This is a genomic window from Pseudomonas sp. FG98, assembly GCF_057808595.1.
Map to the genome: position 1 here is coordinate 40,665 of NZ_JBMDIJ010000036.1, position 18,266 is coordinate 58,930.

Annotated in this window: 19 protein-coding genes and 1 riboswitch; of the genes, 5 read left to right on the forward strand and 14 right to left on the reverse strand. The window is 66.2% G+C overall.

Annotated elements, in window-relative coordinates; all coding sequences use genetic code 11:
- Positions 1 to 331 precede the first annotated feature (331 nt).
- Genes cobC through cobO form a run of 9 tightly spaced genes read right to left on the reverse strand, consistent with a single transcriptional unit; the run spans position 332 to position 8,364 of the window.
- The gene (gene cobC / locus ACODSK_RS19860) at positions 332 to 901 is read right to left on the reverse strand and encodes an alpha-ribazole phosphatase family protein (protein ID WP_489018463.1); all 570 of its coding nucleotides are present in this window, start codon (positions 899 to 901) and stop codon (positions 332 to 334) included.
- Entirely contained in the window at positions 898 to 1,953 is a 1,056-nt protein-coding gene (gene cobT / locus ACODSK_RS19865; protein WP_489018465.1) for a nicotinate-nucleotide--dimethylbenzimidazole phosphoribosyltransferase, read from the reverse strand. The genes cobC and cobT overlap by 4 nt, the downstream gene beginning before the upstream one ends.
- Positions 1,950 to 2,471 carry a bifunctional adenosylcobinamide kinase/adenosylcobinamide-phosphate guanylyltransferase gene (cobU, locus tag ACODSK_RS19870; RefSeq protein WP_489018467.1) on the reverse strand — a complete coding sequence of 174 codons (522 nt, stop codon included), beginning with the start codon at positions 2,469 to 2,471 and terminating at the stop codon, positions 1,950 to 1,952. Before cobU ends, cobT begins: the two co-directional genes overlap by 4 nt.
- Before the next feature lies 1 nt (position 2,472).
- Complete coding sequence (locus tag ACODSK_RS19875; protein ID WP_489018469.1) at positions 2,473 to 3,927, reverse strand: cobyric acid synthase; 1,455 nt, start codon at positions 3,925 to 3,927, stop codon at positions 2,473 to 2,475.
- A complete protein-coding gene (gene cobD / locus ACODSK_RS19880; protein WP_489018471.1) occupies positions 3,924 to 4,916 on the reverse strand; it encodes a threonine-phosphate decarboxylase CobD in 993 nt (330 codons plus the stop codon). The genes ACODSK_RS19875 and cobD overlap by 4 nt, the downstream gene beginning before the upstream one ends.
- Complete coding sequence (cbiB, locus tag ACODSK_RS19885; protein WP_489018473.1) at positions 4,909 to 5,817, reverse strand: adenosylcobinamide-phosphate synthase CbiB; 909 nt, start codon at positions 5,815 to 5,817, stop codon at positions 4,909 to 4,911. The genes cobD and cbiB overlap by 8 nt, the downstream gene beginning before the upstream one ends.
- Positions 5,814 to 6,464, reverse strand: coding sequence for a 5,6-dimethylbenzimidazole synthase (gene bluB / locus ACODSK_RS19890; RefSeq protein ID WP_489018475.1), 651 nt, complete (start codon positions 6,462 to 6,464; stop codon positions 5,814 to 5,816). Before bluB ends, cbiB begins: the two co-directional genes overlap by 4 nt.
- Positions 6,461 to 7,756: a cobyrinic acid a,c-diamide synthase CobB gene (locus ACODSK_RS19895; protein WP_489018477.1), complete on the reverse strand. Its 1,296-nt coding sequence runs from the start codon at positions 7,754 to 7,756 to the stop codon at positions 6,461 to 6,463. The genes bluB and ACODSK_RS19895 overlap by 4 nt, the downstream gene beginning before the upstream one ends.
- A complete protein-coding gene (gene cobO, locus ACODSK_RS19900; RefSeq protein WP_489018479.1) occupies positions 7,753 to 8,364 on the reverse strand; it encodes a cob(I)yrinic acid a,c-diamide adenosyltransferase in 612 nt (203 codons plus the stop codon). The genes ACODSK_RS19895 and cobO overlap by 4 nt, the downstream gene beginning before the upstream one ends.
- 119 nt (positions 8,365 to 8,483) lie before the next feature.
- Positions 8,484 to 8,691: riboswitch (cobalamin riboswitch) on the reverse strand.
- Positions 8,692 to 8,849: 158 nt separating this feature from the next.
- Here cobO and ACODSK_RS19905 point away from each other — a divergent pair.
- Complete coding sequence (locus ACODSK_RS19905; RefSeq protein ID WP_489018481.1) at positions 8,850 to 9,428, forward strand: hypothetical protein; 579 nt, start codon at positions 8,850 to 8,852, stop codon at positions 9,426 to 9,428.
- A gap of 70 nt (positions 9,429 to 9,498) precedes the next feature.
- On the forward strand, positions 9,499 to 10,815 hold the full coding sequence (locus tag ACODSK_RS19910) for a PQQ-dependent sugar dehydrogenase (protein ID WP_489018483.1): 1,317 nt from the start codon (positions 9,499 to 9,501) through the stop codon (positions 10,813 to 10,815).
- A gap of 120 nt (positions 10,816 to 10,935) precedes the next feature.
- Here the strand turns inward: ACODSK_RS19910 and ACODSK_RS19915 are convergent, their stop codons facing one another.
- The 5 genes from ACODSK_RS19915 to ACODSK_RS19935 form a co-directional block, all read right to left on the reverse strand.
- Positions 10,936 to 11,475: a C40 family peptidase gene (locus ACODSK_RS19915; protein WP_489018485.1), complete on the reverse strand. Its 540-nt coding sequence runs from the start codon at positions 11,473 to 11,475 to the stop codon at positions 10,936 to 10,938.
- A gap of 136 nt (positions 11,476 to 11,611) precedes the next feature.
- Positions 11,612 to 12,259 carry a C40 family peptidase gene (locus ACODSK_RS19920; protein ID WP_489018487.1) on the reverse strand — a complete coding sequence of 216 codons (648 nt, stop codon included), beginning with the start codon at positions 12,257 to 12,259 and terminating at the stop codon, positions 11,612 to 11,614.
- Between the two features lie 116 nt (positions 12,260 to 12,375).
- Positions 12,376 to 13,080, reverse strand: a complete 705-nt coding sequence (gene hda, locus ACODSK_RS19925) for a DnaA regulatory inactivator Hda (RefSeq protein ID WP_489018489.1) — start codon at positions 13,078 to 13,080, stop codon at positions 12,376 to 12,378.
- 145 nt (positions 13,081 to 13,225) lie between these two features.
- Positions 13,226 to 14,299 (reverse strand): AI-2E family transporter, encoded by a 1,074-nt coding sequence (locus tag ACODSK_RS19930; RefSeq protein ID WP_489018491.1) that lies wholly within the window; start codon positions 14,297 to 14,299, stop codon positions 13,226 to 13,228.
- Positions 14,300 to 14,311: 12 nt separating this feature from the next.
- On the reverse strand, positions 14,312 to 15,364 hold the full coding sequence (locus ACODSK_RS19935; protein ID WP_489018493.1) for a DUF2066 domain-containing protein: 1,053 nt from the start codon (positions 15,362 to 15,364) through the stop codon (positions 14,312 to 14,314).
- Between the two features lie 332 nt (positions 15,365 to 15,696).
- Between ACODSK_RS19935 and purM the strand changes: the two genes are divergently transcribed.
- The 3 genes from purM to ACODSK_RS19950 are packed head-to-tail and all read left to right on the forward strand — an operon-like array spanning position 15,697 to position 18,127.
- The gene (gene purM, locus ACODSK_RS19940) at positions 15,697 to 16,755 is read left to right on the forward strand and encodes a phosphoribosylformylglycinamidine cyclo-ligase (RefSeq protein WP_489018495.1); all 1,059 of its coding nucleotides are present in this window, start codon (positions 15,697 to 15,699) and stop codon (positions 16,753 to 16,755) included.
- Positions 16,755 to 17,408, forward strand: a complete 654-nt coding sequence (gene purN / locus ACODSK_RS19945) for a phosphoribosylglycinamide formyltransferase (protein WP_489018497.1) — start codon at positions 16,755 to 16,757, stop codon at positions 17,406 to 17,408. The genes purM and purN overlap by 1 nt, the downstream gene beginning before the upstream one ends.
- 8 nt (positions 17,409 to 17,416) lie before the next feature.
- Complete coding sequence (locus ACODSK_RS19950) at positions 17,417 to 18,127, forward strand: DUF3108 domain-containing protein (protein WP_489018498.1); 711 nt, start codon at positions 17,417 to 17,419, stop codon at positions 18,125 to 18,127.
- The last annotated feature ends 139 nt before the right edge of the window (positions 18,128 to 18,266 follow it).

The following is an 18,266-nucleotide window of genomic DNA, read 5'->3' on the forward strand; positions in this document are numbered from 1 at the left end:
GCTTGCCAGCGATAGGCATAGGTATCTACACATCTCGATCAAGCACAACACAAAACCCTGTGGGAGCGGCTGTTAGCCGCGATTGGGCGCGAAGCGGCCACAAAACCGGTGCCCTCGGTGTGTCAGGCAGATCTGGGTCTCAGGTTTTACGACGGCTTCGCCGCCGATCGCGCGGTCCGGCGTCCCGGCTAACAGCCGCTCCCACAAGGTCCGTGTTGCACCTCGCCAAAGATGTGTAGATCCCCATGCAGCGATAGGGCCCAACTTAACAACATCTTTGTTCCTGCCGACCTCATCGCTGGCAAGCCAGCTCCCACAAGGTCCGCGTGATTCAGCAAACTTCGTTCAAGCGACCATCCACACCGACCCGCAGCCGATGCAACGCCCCATGCCCGACCTGCACCTGCAACAACTGCTCCCGGGGCAAGCCACGGGCCCGCGCCAGCAGCAGGCGCATAACGCCGCCATGGGTCAGCAGCAGCACCCGTTCACCGGCATAAGCCAAGTGCAGCCGCGCCAGCGCCGCCAGCACCCGCTCGGAAAAGTCGGCTACCGGCTCGCCACCCGGCGGGGTAAAGCCATAGGGATCGGCCCAGAACTGCCCCAGCGCCTGCTCGTGATCCTGCATCAGATCCAGCGCGCTGCGCCCTTCCCACTCGCCGAAATGCAGTTCACGCATCCCCGGCTCCAGCGCCAGCGGCAAGTCCAGCTCGGCGGCCAGCCGCTCGGCAAAGCGCGCACAGCGCTGCAACGGCGAACTGACCAGTCGATCCCAGGGCCCGCCCTGAGCCACCGCCGCCTGCATCTGCGCCCACCCGACATCGGTCAGCGCATCGTCGAGACTGCCGCGAAAGCCGCCGCCCAGCTCGGTTTCACCATGGCGCAGCAGATCCAGGATCATGCCGGGCGATCCGCCACCGCCGCTTCGGCGAAGGTCGCCATCTGCCCGTGCAGGTCACAGGCCAGGCGCAGCAGCGGCACCGCCAGCGCCGCACCACTGCCTTCGCCAAGACGCAGGCCCAGCTCCAGCAACGGTTCGCCTTGCAGCTCCGCGAGCACCCGACGGTGGCCCGGCTCGGCGCCGCGATGACCGAAGAACAGCCATGCCCGGCAGGACGGATTCAGACGCACCGCCAGCAGCGCCGCGACCGTACAGATAAACCCGTCCACCAGCACCGCCACGCCCTCCTGGGCACAGGCCAGATAGGCGCCCGCCAGGGCAGCGATTTCCAGCCCGCCGACCGCCAGCAGCGCCTGCCACGGATCGCCCGCGATCCCGGCATGACGTTGCAACGCCGCCTCGATCACCTCGGCCTTGTGTCGCACCCCGGCGGCATCCAGGCCGGTGCCGGGGCCGCTCAGCTCGATGGCCGGGCAGCCCAGCAAGGCGCAGGCCAGGGCGCTGGCGGCGGTGGTATTGCCGATGCCCATTTCGCCGCCGATGAACAGCCGTGAACCGGCCTGCACGGCGCGCAAGGCGCTGTCGCGGCCGCCTTGCAGGGCACGCTCGGCTTGCTCGGCAGTCATGGCCGCGCCCCGGGCGAAGTTGGCGGTGCCGGGGGCGATACGCAAGTGGCGCACACCCGGCAGGTCCAGTTCGAGGTTCACCGTGCCCAGATCCACCACTTCCAGTTGCGCGCCCAGTTGCCGGGCCAGCACGCTGATCGCCGCGCCGCCGCTGACGAAGTTGAGCAGCATCTGCCCGGTAACTTCCTGTGGATAGGCGGAGATGCCTTCGGCGACCACGCCATGGTCGCCGGCGAAGATGCTGATCCACACCTGTTCCAGTGTCGGCTTGAGCTGGCCCTGCAGCGCCGCCAGTTCCACCGCCACCTGCTCCAGTCGCCCCAGCGAGCCGGCCGGCTTGGTCAGTTGCTGTTGCCGTGCCAGGGCTTCTGCGCGGATCGGTTCATCCGGCACACGGCACGGATCGCGCCACCAGGCTTGGGTCATGATGGGTTTCCTTTGAGATGGAGCGGCAAGCCGGCGACGGTGAGGATCACCCGCTGGCAACGTTCAGCGACGGCCTGGTGCAACCAGCCGGCTTCGTCGACATAACGCCGGGTCAGTTCGCCCAGGGGCACCACACCCAGGCCGGTTTCGTTGCTGACCAGGATGATTTCCCCCGGCAGCTCGGCCAGGCATTCGAGCAGCGCATCACGCTCGGCGGCCAGGCGCGCGGGGTCTTCCAGCATCAGCAGGTTGGTCAGCCACAGGGTCAGGCAGTCGACCAGCAGGCAGCGGTCGGCGGCGGCATTGGCGCGCAGCACCGCGGCCAGGGCCAGCGGTTCCTCGATCAGCGCCCACTCGGCCGGACGCCGCTCGCGGTGCAGTTGCACCCGGGCGTTCATTTCGCCGTCGAGGGGTTCGCTGGTGGCGATATAGGTGACTGCCAGGCCACTGGCGCTGGCCCGTTGTTCGGCCAGGCGGCTCTTGCCCGAACGGGCGCCGCCGAGAATCAGGTTGAGCATGTCAGTCGAGCCCGCAGAGTTGACGGAGTTGGGCGCAGTCCAGGTGCTTGTCGACCAGGTCGGCCAGGCGTTCGATATCGCGCTCGCGCAGGGCGTGGTAGTCGATGCGTTCGACCTGCTCCAGTCCCGCCCAGCGCAGCAGTGCGGCGCAGGAGTCGGGAGATTCGAACAGGCCGTGAAGATAAGTGGCGAGGATCTGCCCGTCGGCGCTGATGGCGCCATCGTCGCGGCCATCGGCCAGTTTTACCGCCGGACGCTCCAGAGCAGCGCCTGTGGTGACTCCAGCATGGATCTCGTAACCGCTGATGGCGGCCTGTTCGAGGTTCAGCACACCACTGACGTTGCGCAGCTGCTTGTCCGCTTCCAGCACCGTCGAGTAGTCCAGCAGGCCCAGCCCGGCGCTGCTGCCGGCCGGCCCTTCCAGGCCCAGCGGGTCATGCACCTGCTGGCCGAGCATCTGCAAGCCGCCACAGATGCCGACGACCTTGCCGCCGTAGCGCAGGTGGCGGGCGATGGCCGTATCCCAGCCGCGCTCGCGCAGTTGCGTCAGGTCGCCGCGTACGCTTTTCGAGCCGGGCAGGATGATCAGGTCGGCCGCCGGGATCGGCTCGCCGGGGCCGATGAATTGCAGGTCCACCTGCGGGTGCAGGCGCAGCGGATCGAAGTCGGTGTGGTTGCTGATACGCGGCAGCACCGGGACTATCACCTTGAGCTGTTGAGCAGCCTTGGCGCCCTGGCGGCGGTCGAGGCCGTCCTCGGCTTCCAGGTGCAGGTCCATCACATAAGGCAGCACACCGAGCACCGGCTTGCCGGTGCGTTGCTCCAGCCAGTCGAGGCCCGGCTGCAGCAGGGCGATATCACCGCGGAAACGGTTGATGACGAAGCCCTTGACCCGCGCCTGCTCGCTTGGCGAAAGCAGCTCCAGCGTGCCCACCAGGTGAGCGAACACCCCACCGCGATTGATATCGGCGACCAGGATCACCGGGCAGTCGACCGCCTCGGCAAACCCCATGTTGGCGATATCGCCGGCACGCAGGTTGATCTCCGCCGGCGAGCCCGCACCCTCGACCATCACCACCGGGTAAGCGGCGCCAAGTCGCTGGTGCGAGGCCAGTACCGCCTGCATGGCAATGGCCTTGTAGTCGTGATAGTCCACCGCATTCATGCTGGTGACCGCACGGCCATGGACGATGACCTGGGCGCCGGTATCGCTGTTGGGCTTGAGCAGCACCGGGTTCATGTCGGTGTGGGGTTCGAGGCCGCAGGCCTGGGCCTGCACCGCCTGGGCCCGGCCGATCTCGCCGCCGTCGGCGGTGACCGCGCTGTTCAGCGCCATGTTCTGCGGCTTGAACGGTACGACGCCGACACCCTGGCGCTTCAACCAGCGGCACAGCGCGGTCACCAGGGTACTTTTGCCGGCGTCGGAGGTGGTGCCCTGCACCATCAGGGTGGTCATGGCTGTTCCTTGCGGTAGGCGCCCAGCGCGGCGGCCAGGCGTTGCCAGTCGGCCTCGTCGGCAGGCAGGCCGAAGCGCAGGCTCGGGGGTTGATCGAACAGGCGCAGGAGTATGCCGCGCCGGGCCATGAATTCGTGCAAGGCGACGGCCTGATCATGGCGCAGGTACTGGAACAGATCGCAGCCACCCGTGGGCTTGAGTCCGGCGGACTCCAGCAAGGCGGCCAGGCGAGCGCTGGCCTCGGCACAGCGCTCGGTTTGCAGATTTTGCGTCTGGCGGTCGGCCAGGCAAGCCTGGCCGAGGGCGCGGGTCGGCCCACTGATGGACCAGGGGCCGAGCTCTTCCGCCAGTGCCCGCAACAGCGCCGCTTCGGCCAGCACGAAGCCGAGGCGTACCCCGGCCAGGCCGAAGAACTTGCCGAACGAACGCAGCACGATCAGGCCCGCTCGCTCGCTGAACGCCGCGATGCTCTGCGCCGGCGTGTTGTCCATGAAGGCTTCGTCCACCAGCAGCCAGCCGCCACGACGGGCCAGGCGTTCGTGCCAGGCCAGCAGTGTCTCGGGGCTGAGCACGCGGCCGGTGGGGTTGTTCGGGTTAACCAGTACCAGCACATCGAGCGCGTCCAACCGCGCCTCGACCTGTGCTTCGTCCAGCTCCAGCAGCTCATGCCCGGCCCGGCGCCAGGCCTCGGCGTGCTCGGCATAGCAAGGGGACAACACGCCGACCTTGCCCCGCGGGCGCAGGCGCGGCAGTGCCTGGATCGCTGCCTGCGAACCCGCCACCGGCAGCAACCGGGTTACCCCGTAATAGCCTGCGGCGGCCTGCTCCAGGCCATCGTCGGTTTCCGGCAAACGCGCCCAGGCACGCAGGGGAATCTCGGGAATGGGGAAGGCCCAGGGGGCGATGCCGCTGGACAGGTCCAGCCAGTCTTCGCGGGCGATGCCGTACTGTTCGATCGCCCGCAGCAAGCGGCCACCGTGTTCAAGCATAGAATTCCGCTCCCAGGCACAGCAGCAGCAACCACAGCCACACGCCCTTGCACACCAGTTGCCAACCACGCTCGATGGAGCCGGCATCCGCCGGTGGGCCTTCGCCCAGTTGCGGGCGCTCGTGCAGCTCGCCGTGATAGACCGCCGCGCCGCCCAGTTCGACACCGAGGGCACCGGCGCCGGAGGCCATCACCGGTCCGGCATTCGGGCTGTCCCACTTCGGCCCTTGCTGGCGCCAGCACTTCAGGGCCAGGCGGGTCTTGCCCAGCAGTGCGTAGGTCAGCGCCACCAGGCGCGCGGGTATGTAGTTGAGGACATCGTCGATTCGCGCCGCCGCCCAGCCGAAGCGCTCGAAGCGTTCGTTGCGGTAGCCCCACATGGCATCCAGGGTGTTGCTCAGGCGGTAGAGCACCACACCGGGAGCACCGGCGATGGCAAACCAGAACAGCGCGGCGAACACTGCATCGCTGCCGTTCTCCAGCACCGACTCGGTAGCGGCGCGGGCCACGGCGGTTTCATCCAGCTCGGCGGTTTCCCGGCTGACCAGATAGCCGACGCGCTTGCGCGCTTCATCCAGGTCGCCGCCGCGCAAGGCATCGGCCACCGGCTGCACATGCTCGCCCAGGCTGCGCAGGCCGAGGGCGCAGTACAGCGCGATGATCTCCACCAGCCAGCCGATATAAGGCAGCCAGGACAACGCCGTGACCAGCAGGGTCAACGGGATCACGGCGAGGAACCAGGCGCTGACGCCATGGCTGCGCCAGCCGCGCCCGCCGGCATTGAAACGCTGCTCCAGGCGTCCGGCGAAATTGCCGAAGGCCACCAGCGGATGCCAGCGCCGCGGCTCGCCCAGCAGCGCGTCCAGCGCCACTCCGGCCACGGTCAGCAAGGCCACACTCATTCGCTTTCTCCCCAGTGGTTTTCAAACAGCATGTCGGCCAGCGGCCGCGGCGTGGTCCAGCCCTCCAGCGCCAGCATCGGCGCCGGATAGAACGCCTGCACCGGGCCCAGGCAGAGGATCGCCAGCGGCTTGGCACCTGCCGGCATATGCAACAGCTCGGCCAGGGCCTGCGGATCGAACAGCGACACCCAGCCCATGCCCAGCCCCTCGCTGCGAGCCGCCAGCCAGAGATTCTGGATCGCGCAGGACAGCGAGGCGAGGTCCATTTCCGGCAGGGTGCGACGGCCGAAGATATGCGCCTCGCGTTTGTCCATCAGCGCGGCCACCAGTAATTCGGCGCAGTCGTTGATGCCTTCGACCTTGAGCTGCATGAACTCGTCGGAGCGCTGGCCGAGGGCTTCGGCGGTGCGCAGGCGTTCGTCTTCCACCAGCGCCCGGATGCGCTGACGCAGGTCGCGGCGGGTGATGCGGATAAAGCGCCAGGGCTGCATCAGGCCGACGCTGGGCGCCTGGTGCGCCGCCTCCAGCAGCCGCGCCAGCAGCTCGGGGGCCACCTCGCCGCCGCTGAAGTGGCGCATGTCGCGGCGCTCGCCGATGGCCCGGTAGATCGCCGCGCGCTCGGCAGCACTGTAGGCGTGTTCGCTCATGGCGCCAGCAGCGCCGCCGTCGCAGCGGGGTTGGAAGGGAAATAGAAATGCACGTAGGAGGCGGTCAGGCGGCCGATGCGGTACACCGCTTCCGCGCCGCGCCCGCCGTTGGGGCTCTGGCCGCGGGCGATCGGCTCCAGCTCGGTGCTGGTCAGCGAGTGGTGATAGGTGTGGCCGCGCAGGGTGCCTTCCGGCAATTCGACCGCCTGCAGGGCCAGGGCCGCCAGACGCTTCTGCATCACCGCCTCGCCCGGCAGCAGGCCGGCCAGTTCGGCGCGCTCGCCGGCGACATCGGTCAGCGCATCGAGCAGGTAGAGCATGCCGCCGCATTCGGCCAGCAGCGGCTTGCCGGCCTGGTGATGGGCGCGGATCGCCGCCAGCATCGCGGTGTTGGCCGACAGCGCATGGTGGTGCAGTTCCGGGTAGCCGCCGGGCAGGTACAGGCTGTCGGCGTCCGGCAGTTCGCGATCATGGATCGGCGAGAAGAAGCTCAGCTCGGCGCCCATCTCGCGCAGCAGGTCGAGGCTGGCGCCATAGGTGAAGGCACAGGCTTCGTCACGGGCTACGGCGATGCGCACGCCTTGCAGCTTGCGCTCGATCACCCGCGGCGCCGGCTGCTCGAAGGCCACCGGCGGCGGCAAGGCGGACTGGCAACTGTCACCCAGGGCCTTGGCTGCGGCATCGAGGCGCAGATCAAGATCGGTCAGTTCGCTGGCCTGGACCAGGCCCAGATGGCGGCTCGGCAGCTCGATGCCGGTTTCCCGCGACAGCCCGCCGTACCAGCGCAGGCCTTCAGTGAGGCTGCCTTCGAGCAATTGCGCATGGCGCAGCGAGCCAACCCGGTTGGCCAGCACGCCGGCGAACGGCAGGTCAGGTTGATAACGCGCCAGCCCCAGCGCCAGGGCGCCGAAGGTCTGGGCCATCGCCGTGCCGTCGATCACCGCCAGCACCGGCACGCCGAAGTGGCGGGCCAGATCGGCACTGGAGGGCGTGCCGTCGAACAGCCCCATGACTCCCTCGATGAGAATCAGGTCGGCCTCTCCCGCCGCTTCCCAGAGCAGGCGCCGGCTTTCCTCGGCGCCGACCATCCACAGGTCGAGCTGGTACACCGGCGCGCCGCTGGCCCGTTCGAGAATCATCGGATCGAGAAAGTCCGGTCCGCACTTGAACACCCGGACCTTGCGCCCCTGGTTGCGATGCAGGCGGGCCAGGGCTGCGGTGACGGTGGTCTTGCCCTGGCCGGAAGCCGGCGCGGCGATCAGCACCGCCGGGCAATGCCGGGTGTCGCTCATAGTTCGACGCCCTTCTGCGCGCGGATGCCGGCCTGGAACGCGTGCTTGACCATGCCCATCTCGGTGACGGTGTCGGCCAGCTCGATCATCTCTTCCTTGGCACCGCGACCGGTGACGATCACATGCTGCATCGGCGGACGGGTTTGAAGGTCGCCGAGCACCGTATCGAGGTCGAGGTAGCCGTGCTTGAGGGCGATGTTCAGCTCATCGAGGACCACGAACTGGATGGACGGGTCGCGCAGCAGTTGCCGGGACACTTCCCACGCCGCTTCGGCCGCAGCGATATCGCGCTGGCGGTCCTGGGTCTCCCAGGTGAAGCCCTCGCCCATCACGTGGTAGCGCACCTGCTCGGGGAAACGGCGGAAGAACAGTTCCTCGCCGGTGGCATTGCGGCCCTTGATGAACTGCACCACGCCGCATTGCATGCCATGGCCGAGAGCCCGGGCGAGCATGCCGAAGGCCGAACTGCTCTTGCCCTTGCCATTGCCGCTGAGCACCAGCAGCAGGCCGCATTCGTTGGGGGCATTGGCGATACGCTCGTCGATTACCGCCTTCTTGCGCTGCATGCGCGCCAGGTGGCGTTCGTCACGTTCGGGGGATTCGCTCATCGGGGGTCTCCGCGGGCCGCTGGCGCCTGGCATGAGCGACAGCTGAAGGGATGGGGGCACGGAGGAAAGCGCAGACACCAGGCGCGTAGCCCGGAAAACCGCGCACCACCCGCCGTGATGCCGTTGACTGTTTGCAGGCCGGTCTCCGGGCTCATGAGCGGATCGCCTGACGATCCCGACCGGGCGCCTTCCCGGGTGTGGAACCCAGTGGCCATGCGCGGTCTGCACTCATCTACCGTTGCGGGGGCAGCGCCGGCATCGCACCGGCTTCCCTGTTTCACCCGGTCGAACTTGCGCTCACAGGGCACCTGAAACAAGTCGCGAAGGTTAGAGGGTTGGGCCCGGAGCGTCAATTGGAGACGCCGATCACATTGCGACCAACGGCGCAACTTTCATGTTGTGCCGTACTCCAACCGAGTGATATCACATTGCCATAGTCGTCCGCTGTCGCTGTAGCTCGTACAACAATTACGAAGGAGAGCAGCATGCAAGGTCTGATCATCAACAACCCCCGTCTTGAGTTCCTGCGCCCGGCGCTGGAGCGCTGGGGGGAATGCATCGAGCGCTTCAACCAGACCCTGGGGGACAACGAAGGCCCCCACTGGCAGGGGCAGCAAGCCAACCTTGGCATGCTCTCGGCGGCGCTCTGGCAGGCCGAGCTGGTCACCTTGCAGAGCTACCAGAGCAAGAAGCAGCGCGATGAAGGCGAACGCGGCGCGCGCTGCGATCTGTTGATCGCCAGCAAGGAGGAATCAGCTTACCTGCATGCCGAGCAACGCTGGCCGAAGGTCGGGCGCCTGGATCTGAGCGTGGCCTTGCAGGAGACCGCGCTGGCGGCCAAGGCGATCGCCTATCCCAGCCAGTTGAAGATCGCTGCGCTGTTCGCCAGTCCCTGCAAGCTGGGCCAGCATGCCAGCCCGGAGGAGTTGCAGGACCTGGTGGACGACCTGCAGAAACATACCGCCTGCGCCATTGCCTGGTGCTTCCCGTATGGCTATCGGAAGCTGCATGACGAGGTGGGCCAGTATTATCCGGGAGTGGCACTGCTGCTGAAGCAGGCCTGATCAGGGATTGAACCTCCCTTCGCCGCATTGCCTCTGACTCCTTAGGACCCGTTCTCCCGAGGAGTCACCCATGCCTTCCCTGCGCATCGCCATCCTGCTGGCCATCACTACCGGCCTGACCGCCTGTGGCGAATCGGCCCGCCTCCAGGTCACAGACGGCAGCGGCTCGACGCCGCAGTTGCCCGAGCCGAACAAGACCCTGATCCCGACGGTGAACATCGCCCCCGCAGTAGGCTGGCCCGATGGCGGCAAGCCCAAGGCTGCCCAAGGCACCCAGGTGATGGCCTTCGCCAACGGCCTGGACCATCCGCGCTGGCTTTACGTACTGCCCAATGGCGACGTGCTGGTGGCGGAAAGCAATGCACCGGAGAAACCCGAGGACAGCAAGGGCATTCGCGGCTGGGTGATGAACAAGGTCATGGCCAAGGCCGGCGCCGGGGTGCCCAGCGCCAACCGCATCACTTTACTGAGGGACGCCGACAAGGACGGCGTGGCGGAAACCCGCACGGTATTTCTCAAGGACCTCAACTCGCCATTCGGCATGACCCTGGTGGGCAACGACCTGTATGTCGCCGACACCGATCGCTTGCTGCGCTTCAAGTACCAGGACGGCGCCACGTCGCTGAACGGGTCGGGCGAGTCCGTCACCGAGTTGCCGGGCGGCCCGCTGAATCATCACTGGACCAAGAACGTCATCGCCAGCCGCGACGGCAGCAAGCTCTACGTGACCGTCGGTTCCAACAGCAATGTCGCCGAGAACGGCATGGACAAGGAGAAGGACCGGGCGGCGATCTGGGAAGTGGACCCGGCGACCGGCCAGCACCGGATCTTCGCCTCCGGCCTGCGCAATCCCAACGGCCTGGCCTGGGAGCCGCACAGTGGACAGCTGTGGACGGCGGTAAATGAACGGGACGAGATCGGCAGCGACCTGGTGCCGGACTACATCACCTCGGTCAGGGACGGCGCCTTCTATGGCTGGCCCTACAGCTATTACGGCCAGCATGTGGATGTGCGGGTGCAACCGCAGGACCCGGATATGGTGGCTAAAGCCATTGCCCCCGACTATGCGGTCGGGCCGCACACCGCCTCGCTGGGGCTGGCCTTCGCCGAGGCCGGGGCGCTGCCGCCGCCGTTCGACCAAGGTGCGTTCATCGGCCAGCACGGCTCGTGGAACCGCAAGCCGCACAGTGGCTACAAGGTGCTGTTCGTGCCGTTCAGTAGCGAAGGCAAGCCGGCGGGCAAACCGATCGACCTGTTGACCGGCTTTCTGAATGACGAGGGCAAGGCCATGGGGCGGCCGGTGGGCGTGGTGACCGACCAGCGTGGCGGGGTGCTGGTGGCGGATGATGTGGGGAATGTGGTTTGGCGGGTGAGCAAGGCCCGTTGATGGTGGTTGTCTGTACTGGCCTCATCGCCGGCAACGCCGGCTCCCACAGGTTTAGCGGTGCACGCAATCCCTGTGGGAGCCGGCGTTGCCGGCGATGAGGCCATCAGCCCCACTGGACCTTTATGGGTTATGCGCCAGATGCGAAGGCGCCAGCAGCACCCGCTTGGCATTCAGGTAGGACTTCTGCCAGTAGTTGTTCGACAGATAGTCCAGGCGCACCGTGCCGCCAGTGGAAGGCGCATGGACGAAGCGCCCTTCGCCGACGTAGATACCGGCATGGTTGACCTGGCTGGCGCCGTTCGTCGCAAAGAACACCACATCACCCGATTGCAGGGCATCGCGCTGCACATCCGGCGCGCGCATGACGATCATCTCGCGGGTCGAGCGCGGCAGGGAAATGCCCGCAGCATCGCGATACACGTAGCTGATCAGGCCGCTGCAATCGAATCCGGAATCCGGCGTGTTGCCGCCCCAGCGATACGGCGTGCCGACCAGGCCAAGGGCGCGGAAAAGCACGTCGTCAGCGGCTGGCGAGTAGGTGATCTGGGCAGGAACATACGCCGGCTGAACCACCTGGGGCGGGGTCGGGGCGTGGCTGGAGCAGGCACCGAGCAGTGCCGCCAAGGACAATACCGCACTACGCGCCATCATCGTCTTCATCAGAACATCCTGTCTGAAGGTGCCCGGCGCGGGGCCGGAAAAGTGGTGAGAAACTAGATTAGACGTTTTCTGTAAACACGCACGGCGACTAGCTTTTCAGCATAGTCGCCGTGTGTCTGACACCTGCGCGATTCGTTTAGTTGCGCGAAAGCGTTTCCACTGGTGCCGCCGGAGCCATGGCGAGTGCGCGCTTGGCTTCGATGAAGGTCTTGCTCCAGTAGCGATCACCCAGGCTGTCGATCCGCACACCACCGCTGCGGCGGCTGCTGGAGTGGATGAACTGGTTGTCGCCGAGGTAGATGCCGGCGTGGCTGACGCGACCGCGGCCGTTGGTGCTGAAGAACAGCAGGTCACCCGGCTTGAGGTTGTTGCGCGATACCAGCGGGGCATCCACGTTGATCATCTCGCGGGTCGAACGCGGCAGGTTCATGCCAGCTTCCTCGCGGAACAGATAACCGATGAAGCCGCTGCAATCGAAGCCCGACTGCTCGGAGGTGCCACCGAAGCGGTAGCGGGTACCGATCAGCGACATGCCGCGCTCGAGGATGCTGTCGGCCAGGGCTGGCAACTGGTAGGACTTGCTGCTGGAGAAGGCTTCCAGATCCTGCTCGGTCGCCAGCTCTTCTTCGAACACCGAGGCATCGGCGACGGTGGAGGACTTGGTGGCGGACTTGGCGGAAACGGAGTAGTGATCCTGCTGCTGAGGGGCCGGGCTATGAGCCGCGCAGCCAAAAAGCAGCGTCACGAGTGCGAGGGGCACGAGGGGTGCGAAGCGATTCAGCATGGGCACGACCGTGTCTTGAATTTGGAAGAAGCCGCGACTATGCCTTCTATCGATTCGATTTGCAAATTCAATCGAAAAAAATGTGACTTTTACGTGATGTGGCTCAAGGACGCCTGTTACCAGCCCAAAGTTTCTTTCAAAAAGGGGATGGTGAGCTTGCGTTTTTCCTGCAGTGAGGCCTGGTCGAGGCGCTCCAGCAGGTCGAACAGTGCGCTCATGCTGCGGGTGCCGCGAGTCAGGATGAAGTGGCCGACTTCGTCGGTCAGGTGCAGGCCGCGGCGCGAGGCACGCAATTGCAGGGCACGCAGCTTGTCTTCGTCGGACAGGGCGCGCATCTGGAAGATCAGCGCCATGGTCAGCCGCGATTTCAGGTCGGGCAGCTTGATCGGCAGTTCCCGCGGCGAGGCGGACGCCGCCAGGAGCAGGCGCCGGCCACTGTCACGCAGGCGATTGAACAGATGGAACATCGCCTCTTCCCACTCCGGCTTGCCGGCGATCACATGCAGGTCGTCGAGGCACACCAGTTCGTACTGCTCGAGATGATCCAGCAGTTCGACACCACGATCGAGGAGTTGCGCCAGCGGCAGGTAGACGGCGGGCTCGCCCAGTTGCTCGAAACGCAGGCAGGCGGCCTGCAACAGATGGGTACGTCCGACCCCCTGCTTGCCCCACAGATAGATCAGGCTTTCGGTCCAGCCGGCGTCGGCTTCGCAGAGTCGCTCGACGTAGCCCAATGCTGCGGCGTTGGCACCCGGATAGTAGTTGATGAAGGTGGCGTCATCGCGCAGACGCACACCCAGGGGCAACTGGATCGGTTTCATGCTGGCTGGGCGGTTGCGAAGAACCGCAAAGGGCCCTTGGTAAAAGTTTGCAAAGTCTATACCCGTGGCGACGGCGGCACAATGAGCGAGGGAAATCAAAGGCTTGCACCTGCACTGAAAGCCGATGCAAGCCTCTGGCCATTACTCAGAGCTGCGGATCGATGTCCTCGCCATACATATCCGACTTCTTATAGAAATCATGCACATGTCGCAGCAGCACCATGATCACTGCTGCCGCCGGCAAGGCCAGGAGCACCCCGGTGAAACCGAACAGTTCGCCGCCGGCGAGGATGGCGAAGATCACTGCCACCGGGTGCAGGCCGATGCGGTCGCCGACCAGCAGCGGGGTCAGGACCATGCCTTCGAGCGCCTGGCCGACCATGAATACCGCCGCGATACCCAGCAACGGATACAGATCGCCACCGAACTGGAACAGCCCCGCCACCATTGCCGCGCCGATGCCGATGATGAAGCCCATGTACGGCACGATGGCCGCCAGCCCCGCCAGCAGGCCGATCAGCAGGCCCAGTTCCAGCCCCACCAGCATCAGCCCGGCGGCGTAGATCACGCCCAGCGCCAGCATCACCAGCAACTGGCCACGGACGAACGCCCCCAGCACCTCGTGACACTCCCCTGCCAGCTCCACCACCTGCGGCTCGCGCTGGCGCGGCAGCAGGCTGCGCAGCTTGGCGATCATCAGGTCCCAGTCGCGCAGCAGGTAGAAGCCCACCACCGGGATCAGCACCAGGTTGGCCAGCCAGCCGACCAGGGCCAGCCCGGACGCGGTGACCTGGGACAGCACCATGCCGACGATGTCGGTGGTCTGGCCCATATGGGCACTGATCGCGGCCTTGACCTTGTCGAACTTCCAGAAGCCATCGGCCAGTCCCAGCTTGACCTGGACCCACGGCAGCGCCACATGTTGCAGCCAGTCGAGCATCTGCGGCGCCACTTCGTACAGGCGCACCAACTGCTTGGCCAGCATCGGGATCAGCACCAGCAGCATCGCCAGCAGGATCAGGCTGAACAGGGCGAAGACCACCGCGACGCCGGCGGTACGCGACAGCCCCATGCGTTCCAGGCGATCCACCAGCGGATCGCCCAGGTAGGCCAGGAGGATCCCCACCAGGAACGGCGAGAGAATGCCGTGCAGTAAATAAAGAAGGAACGCCAGCAACAGCAGCGCGCCCGGCCACATCCAGCGGCGTACATCGATCATCGCGACGGCTCCTTACCAGCGAAAGCGCAGGCCGGTGAACGGCGCGGGAGCCGGGGCCGGAGCGGTGGCACCGGGCTCGGCAGGCGGCGCTGGCGGGGCAACCGGCGCGGCGTCGGCCGGCAGTTCCTGCAGCTTCGCCAGGCCCAGTTGGGCGCGCAGCTGATCGGCGCTGCCAGTGGCCTTCCAGGTCATCTGGTCGCCCTGCACTTCGCTGACCCGGCCGCCGAACGGCTCCAGGACCCGACCCAGCTCGGCATAACGCTCCAGGTTCATGCCCTGGACCTGGATCAGCTGTTCGCTGCTCGCCCCCGGCTTGGCGACGAAGCGCGGCGCCAGGCGCTGGCTGACCGCGAGCATCACTGCATCGGCAATGGCAGCCTGGTCGGCGCCCTCGACCTTGCCCTGCTCGCGCTGGTCGCCCAGCCACAGGCGCCAGGTGCCGTTCCACTTGCCATCGGCTTCGCTGGCGTGCACCGCCAGCAGGGCATCGGCGCCATAGCGGCCGGAGGCGGCCTGCAACGGCGACGGGTCGGTGCCTTCGAGGTTCTTCGCATTGGCCACCAGTTGTTCTTCCAGGTCGCCCAGCGGCAGGCGCAGCGGCAGGCCGCGGTGCTGGGCGGCACGGCGCAGCACCTCGGCGCCGCTCTGGCCGTCGCCGACCAGGTTCGAGCCTTCGGTGCTGTCGTTCAACCACCAGCCGAGGATCGCCGGACGGTTGCTGCCCCACAGGGCCAGGCCGGCCTTGCGCAGGGCGCGCTCGGTGCTGCCGGGGTCGAAGTCCACCAGCAGGGTCTCCGGCGGACCGGCCTCGAAGCCGAACTGGCTGATGATCTGCTGCGGGTCCTTGCGCAGCTCGGCAAGCCCGGGGTTCTGCGGCGCCTTGGGATCGCCGGTGAGGCGCAGGACCAGGGTATCCAGCGCCGCCTGGGTGGCCTGGGTGCGGGCCTCGGTACCCTGCCCGGCCACCGGTTCGCGGACCTGGTACAAGCCGGAGACGCTCTCGGCCTGGGCCGCCACGGTGAACAGGGCCAGGCAACAGCCGAACAGATATGAACGCAAAGGCATGAAGGATTCCTGTCCAGATAAGAAAGAAGCGAAGGATACGCCGTGAAGCCAAGACCCCCGCCACAGCGCAAAATTCACTCAAGGGGCACTGTTTCACCTCCTATACCTTATACAGGCCATGACCGGGCAACCACCCGCGCGCGGCGATTCGCATTTTTTCCTTGGATTCAGGCCCTGCCCGTCGGCCTGAGGATGGCCGCTGCCGGGCAACCCTGATAAAATCGCGCGCCTTCGCAGACCTCTGACGGTCGGGCAGGCGGATCCATTTCCCCGCAGCCTGGCAGGTCAGGGTCGATTCCCCCGAATCCCTCCCTCCTAAAGGCCTGGATCACATGAGCAAGCAACCCTCCCTTAGCTACAAGGACGCCGGTGTAGACATCGACGCCGGCGAAGCCTTGGTCGAACGCATCAAAGGCGTGGCCAAGCGCACCGCGCGCCCGGAAGTCATGGGCGGCCTGGGCGGCTTTGGCGCCCTCTGTGAAATCCCGGCCGGCTACAAGCAACCGGTCCTGGTCTCCGGCACCGACGGCGTCGGCACCAAGCTGCGCCTGGCGCTGAACCTGAACAAGCACGACTCTATCGGCCAGGACCTGGTCGCCATGTGCGTCAACGACCTGGTGGTCTGCGGCGCCGAGCCGCTGTTCTTCCTCGACTACTACGCCACCGGCAAACTGAATGTCGACGTGGCCGCCACCGTGGTCACCGGCATCGGCGCCGGCTGCGAACTGGCCGGCTGCTCGCTGGTTGGCGGTGAAACCGCAGAAATGCCGGGCATGTACGAAGGCGAAGACTACGACCTGGCCGGCTTCTGCGTTGGCGTGGTGGAAAAGGCCGAGATCATCGACGGTTCGAAAGTCGCCACCGGCGACGCCCTGATCGCCCTGCCCTCCTCCGGCCCGCACTCCAACGGCTACTCGCTGATCCGCAAGATCATCGAAGTTTCCGGCGTCGACATCGAGCAGACCCAACTGAACGGCCAGCCGCTGACCGAACTGCTGATGGCCCCGACCCGCATCTACGTCAAGCCGCTGCTCAAGCTGATCAAGGACACCGGCGCGGTCAAGGCCATGGCTCACATCACTGGCGGCGGCCTGCTGGACAACATCCCGCGCGTACTGCCAAAAGGCGCCCAGGCGATCGTCGACGTGGCCAGCTGGGAGCGCCCGGCGGTCTTCGACTGGCTGCAAGAGAAAGGCAACGTCGACGAGCACGAGATGCACCGCGTTCTGAACTGCGGCGTCGGCATGGTCATCTGCGTGGCCCAGGACCAGGTCGAAGTGGCCCTGAAGACCCTGCGCGAAGCCGGTGAGCAGCCATGGGTGATCGGCCAGATCGGCGTTGCCGCCGAAGGCGCCGCCCAGGTCGAGCTGAAGAACGTCAAGGCGCACTGATGCCCACAGCGAAGTGCGATGTAGTGGTGTTGCTGTCGGGATCCGGCAGCAACCTGCAAGCCCTGATCGACAGCGCCCGTGCCGGGGATTCCCCGGTACGGATCCGCGCCGTGATTTCCAACCGCGCCGATGCCTACGGGCTGCAGCGCGCCCGTGACGCCGGTATCGATACCGCCGTGCTCGATCACAAGCTGTTCGACGGCCGCGAAGCCTTCGACCAGGCCCTGATCGAACGGATCGACGCCTTCTCGCCGCAGCTGGTGGTGCTCGCCGGTTTCATGCGTATCCTCAGCGGCGACTTCGTCCGTCACTACGCCGGACGCCTGCTGAATATCCACCCGTCCCTGCTGCCCAAGTACAAGGGCCTGCACACCCACCAGCGGGCGCTGGAGGCCGGTGATGCCGAGCACGGCTGCAGCGTGCACTTCGTCACCGAGGAACTCGATGGCGGGCCGCTGGTCGTACAGGCAATCATTCCGGTGGCCCCGGATGACACGCCAGAAACCCTGGCGCACAGGGTTCATGGCCAGGAACACCAGATCTACCCGCTGGCAGTACGCTGGTTCGCCGAAGGCCGTTTGCGCCTGGGTGAACAGGGTGCTGTACTGGATGGCCAGCCACTGGCGGCCAGCGGCCACTTGATTCGACCCTAGGAGACTTTATGCGTCGCGCCCTGCTTCTCGCCCTCGCCGTGCTCGCGCTGCCACTTCAGGCAGCCGACCTGAAACCCTTCTCGGCCAGCTACACCGCCGACTGGAAGCAACTGCCCATGAGTGGCACCGCCGAACGCAGCCTGGAAAAGAATGCCAACGGCACCTGGAACCTCAACTTCAAGGCATCGATGATGATCGCCAGCCTGACCGAGCAGAGCACCCTGTCGCTGGACAAGGACACCCTGCTGCCACAGAGCTACCACTTCGAACGTGGCGGCCTGGGCAAGGCGAAGAAGGTCGACCTGGACTTCGACTGGTCGCAGAAGGTCATCACCGGCACCGACCGCGGCGACGCGGTGAAGCTGCCGCTGAACCGCGGCGTACTGGACAAGTCGACCTACCAGCTGGCGCTGCAGCATGACGTGGCCGCCGGCAAGAAGAGCGTGAGCTATCAGGTGGTCGATGGCGACGAGATCGACACCTACGACTTCCGCGTGCTGGGTACCGAAAAAGTCACCACCCGCACCGGCCAGGTCGATGCGATCAAGGTCGAGCGCGTGCGCGACCCGAGCCAGAGCAAGCGCATCACCGAGCTGTGGTTCGCCAAGGATTGGGACTACCTGCTGGTGCAACTGCGTCAGGTCGAGACCGATGGCAAGGAATACGTGATCGTGCTGCAGGACGGCACGGTGGATGGCAAGGCGGTCAAGGGTAACTGACCGGCTGGCTGTCGTGGTATTCGAGAACCCCGCCTTGTGCGGGGTTTTCTTTTGTCTGGGAGGGCCTCATCGCCGGCAATCGGATCGCCGCCCGGCCGGCTCCCACAGGGTGGAGTACTCCGCCGATCCTTGTGGGAGC